Genomic DNA, 4,879 nt, shown 5'->3' on the forward strand with positions numbered 1-4,879 from the left:
GGGTCGAGCGGTACGTAGGCGCCACCGGCCTTGAGGATCGCCAGCAGGCCGACCAGCAGCGGCAGGCCGCGCTCGACGCAGATCGCCACCCGGTCGTCGGGTTTCACACCCAATGCGATCAGGTGGTGAGCCAGGCGGTTGGCCTGGACGTTGAGCTCGTGGTAGCTCAGTTGCCCCGCTTCAGCTTGCACGGCAATCGCTTCGGGGGCGCGTGCTGCCTGCCGCTCGAACAGCGCCTGGATCGGCAGCTCGGAATCATTGGCCCGCGCTGTCGCGTTGCAGTCCTGCAACAGGAAGGCGCGTTCCTCGTCCTGCAGCACCGGCAGTTGCAGCGCCGTCTGGCCGGCTTGCGCCTCCAGGCCCTCGACCAACGCCAGCAGTACCTGCCGCAGCTGCCCGCAGACCCGCGCGGCGCCAACCGTCGCCGGGGTCATGGCCACCAGGCGGAACCCTTGGCCCATGTCATCCACGCTGAGGCTCAGCGGGTAGTTGCTGCGCTCCTGGCCGTCGAGGAACTCGATGCCCTGCCAGTCCAGGCGCCGGGCTTCGCTGGCCTCCTGGCCATGGCGGTAGTTGAGCATGGCGCTGAACAGCGGCGCCGGCGCCGGTACGCCGCTGCAACGCTGGGCCAGGGCCAGCGACGCGTGCTCGTGGACCAGCAAGGCGCTCAGGCGCTGCTGGGTCTGGCGCACCGCTTCGGGCAGGGCCACGCCCTGCAGGTCCAGGCGCAGCGGCAGGGTATTGATGAACATGCCCAGCGCCCGCTCGGCACCTTCGCCGGCCTCCAGCCGGCCCAGCAGCACGGTGCCGAACACCACGCTGTCGCGGCCACTGGTGGCGGCCAGCAGGCGGGCGAAGGCCAGGTGGAACAGGCTTGCGGGGCTGGTGCCCAGTTGCCGGGCCTGCTGGCGCAGGCGCGCGGCCAGGGTTTCGTCCAGCCACAGCTGGGCTTCCTCGATAGCCTGGCCATCGCCCTGCACGTCGCTCAGGCCGTAGGGCAGCGTCGGCTCGTCGATATCTCCCAGCAGCTCGCGGAAGAACGCCTCGTGCTCGGCCTGGCTGACGCCCAGGCGCGCCTGGGCCACGTAGTTGCGGTAAGGCACCGGGGCCTGCAGCGGTGCCGTGGTGCCTTGCAGGTAGCCCAGCAGTTCCCCGCCGATGATCTCCAGGGCGGTGTGGTCGAGGACGATATGGTGGAACTGCAGCAGTGCCTCGACCCGTTGGCTGCCGGCATCGGCGCTGTACAGCAGGCGAATCAGCGGTGCCTGGCTCAGGTCCAGGCGTTGCAGGTCCTGCCCTTCGAGCGGTGCGACCAGCAGCGGCGCCTCGCGCCAGACCACCTGCAGCGGTTGCTCCAGGGCCTCCCAGAGCACGGCGGTACGCAGCACATCGTGGCGTGCGATTGCCTGGCGCAACGCAGCGGCGAAGGCCTCGAGCCGCGCCAGGCTGTCGAAGGCCATGGGCGACTGCAGCACATAGGGATCGTGCTCCGGCGAGCTGAGGTGGTGATAGAGGATGCCTTCCTGCAACGGCGCCAGCGGGTAGATGTCCTGCACGTTGGCCGCGCCGCCCGGCACCGTGGCGACGATGCGTTCGATGGCGGCAGGTTCCAGCTCCACCAGAGGCAGCATGTCCGGGGTGATCCGGGTGCAGCCGGCCGGAATCCGGTTGGCCGGGACCTCGACCTGACGGCCCTGGCCCAGGGGCGCCGCCAGCGCCGCCACCGTCGGCTGGCCGAACAGGGTGCGCACGTCGGCCTGCAGGCCGGCCTGGCGCAGACGCGCGGTCAAGCTCACCGCCAGCAGCGAGTGGCCGCCGAGTTCGAAGAAATTGTCGTGGCGACCAACCTGCTCGATACCCAGCACCTCGGCCCAGAGCGCGGCGATGGCGGTTTCCACAGGACCTTGCGGCATGACGTAGTCCTGGGCGGCGAGCATGACCGGTTGCGGCAGCGCCTGGCGGTCCAGCTTGCCGTGGCTGGTCAGTGGCAATGCATCCAGGCGGACCAAGGCTTGCGGCAGCAGATGCGCCGGCAGGCTGGCCTGCAAGCCTTCGCGCAGGCGTTCGATATCGACCGTTGCCGCTTCGGTAAACCACGCCAGCAGGCGCTCGTCACGCACCAGCACCACGGCATCGGCGATGCCCGGCTGGGCCTTGAGCGCGGCCTCGATCTCGCCCAGTTCGACCCGCACACCACGGATCTTCACCTGGTCGTCGTTGCGCCCCTGGTAGTCCAGGGTGCCGTCGGCGTTCCAGCGCACCAAGTCGCCAGTGCGATACATCCGGCCACCAGCGAACGGGTCGTCGAGGAAACGCTCGGCGGTGAGGTCGGGGCGGTTGAAGTAGCCACGGGCGACCTGCGCGCCACCGATGTACAACTCGCCGGTCACGCCGACCGGCACCGGTTGGCGCTGCGCATCCAGAACATAGACACGGGTGTTGGCGGTCGGCTTGCCGATATGCAGCGCGCCACCCGGCTGAAGTTGACCAGACGTCGCGACCACCGTGGTCTCGGTCGGGCCGTAGTTGTTGACCAGCACGAAGCCCGGATCGCGGTCGAACTGGCGCAAACGGTCGCCGCCCACCAGCAAGGTGTGCAGGGTCGGGTGCTGGCGTTCGCGGCGCAACGCCTGCTCGGCCACCGGGGTCGGCAGGAAGCTGACCTGCAGCGGTTGCTGCAGCCACCAGTCGAGCAGTTCGTCCACGTGCTCACCGCCGATCTGCGCCGGCGGCAGGTGCAGCACCGCCCCGGCGCACAGCGCCGGCCAGGCCTCCCAGGCCATGGCGTCGAAGCCGAAGCCGGCGACGCTGGAGGTGTGGCTGCCGGCGCCCAGGCCAAAGGCCTGGCAATGCCAGTGGACCAGGTTAGCCAAGGTGCGGTGCTCGACCATCACGCCCTTGGGCTGGCCGGTGGAGCCGGAGGTGTAGATCACATAGGCCAGCTGATTGGCGTCAAGCCCGGCTACGACGGGATTACTGGCTTGGTGGTCGAGCCAGTCATCGCCATCCACCATGACCTTGGCTGTATCGCCTACCAACGCTTCAGTGGCCGATTCGACCAGCACCAGCGTCGGCGCACTGTCACTGAGCAGATAGGCAATGCGCTCCGCCGGATAACCCGGATCGACCGGCACATAGGCCGCGCCGGCCTTCAGCACGGCCAGCATCGCCACCAGCCGCTGCGGGCCGCGCGGCAGGCACAGCGCGACACGGTCGCCCAGCGCCACGCCACGCTTGATCAGGTAATGGGCCAGGCGATTGGCGCGCTGGTTCAGCTCGCCATGGCTCAGGCTCTCCTCGCCCTGCACCACGGCCAGCGCCTCGGGTGCCTGGGCCTCGACCAGCGCATGCACGGTGTGCCCTTGCGGATAATTGACGGCAGTGGCGTTGAAGCCCTCCACCACCTGGCGCAAAGCCTCGTCATCCAGCATCGGCAGATGATCGAGTCCCTGGCCCGGCGCCCGCTCCAGCGCCTGCAACAGTTGGCCTAGCGTATTGACCATCCACGTGCCGACCTGCGCCGCAGGCAATCCCTCGGCGGCCAGCACGCTCAGCGAGAAACCCTCGCCCAGGTCATCGACGCTCAGGGTCAACGGGTAGTTGCTGCGCTCCTCGCCGCCCAGCAGGCGCACACCCTGCCAGAGACCTTCACCGTCCCGGGCCGCCTCGGCGCTGTGCCGGTAGTTGAGCAAGGCACTGAACAACGGCGCCGAAGCGGCCACGCCGCTGCAACGCTGGGCCAATGCCAAGGGCGCATGCTCGTGACCGAGCAGGGCCGACAAGCGCTGATGAGTGACGCGCACGGCCTGCTCCACCGGCAGCGCGGTGTCCACCCGCAGTGGCAGGGTGTTGATGAACATGCCCAGGGCGCGGTCGGCGCCCTCGCCGGCTTGCAGGCGGCCCATCAATACGGTGCCAAACACCACATCGCGACGCCCTGCCAGCACGCCCACCACCCGGGCCCAGGCCAGGTGCACCAGGCTGGCGGCGCTGACGCCGCGCTGCCGGGCCTGCTCGCGCAGGCCTTGGGCCAGGGCGTCAGGCAGCATCAGGGCGGCATGCTCGACCCGCCCGCCATCGCCCTGCACATCGGCCAAGCCAAAGGGCAGGGTCGGTTCCTCGACATCCCCCAACTGGGCGCGGAAGAACGCCTCATGGCTGGCCTGATCGTCGCCCAGGCAGACCTGGGCGACATAATTGCGATACGGCACCGCGGCAGGCAGCGTGGCGCCACGCCCGTCCAGCAGCACCTGCATCTCCTCGCCGACCACGGCCATCGCGGCGTGGTCGAGGGTCAGGTGGTGGAACTGCAACAGCGCCACCCACTCGCCCTGGCGCGGATCCTCGGCATAGACCAGTCGCAGCAAGGGCGCCCGGGTCAGGTCCAGACGCTGCTGGCGGGCATCGAAACGCGCCAGCAACTGCTCGATCACTGACTCCTCACCCAGGCCGGTGACTTCGCTGAGCGCCAGGCTGGCCTGGCGCCAGACCACCTGCACCGGCTCCGCCAGGCCTTCCCAGGCCACCGAAGTGCGCAGGATGTCGTGGCGGTCGATGACCTGTTGCAAGGCCGCTGCCCAGCTACGCAGGCGCTCGAGGCTGTCAAAGGCCAGGCGCGACTGCAGCAGGTACGGATCGCCCTGCTCGGCGCTCAGGTGGTGATAGAGGATGCCCGCCTGCAACGGCGCCAGCGGGTAGATCTCCTGCACATTGGCGGCGCCGCCCGGCACGCTTGCGACGATGCGGTCGATGCTGGCCTGGTCCAGTTCGATCAGGCTGAGCATCTCTGGCGTGATGCGGGTCGCATCGTGGGGGACACGGTTTTCGGGTACGGCCACCTCTCGTCCAGAGCCCACCGCCGCCGCCAGCGCGGCCAGGG

The 4,879-nt window shown here is 69.3% G+C and carries 1 protein-coding gene; it reads right to left on the minus strand.

Annotation, left to right across the window (positions count from 1 at the left end; genetic code table 11):
* The coding region (locus tag ACODS9_RS26380; protein WP_489095113.1) for an amino acid adenylation domain-containing protein at positions 1–4,879 on the minus strand (4,879 nt) is incomplete at both ends.

The organism is Pseudomonas sp. FG36 (assembly GCF_057809275.1).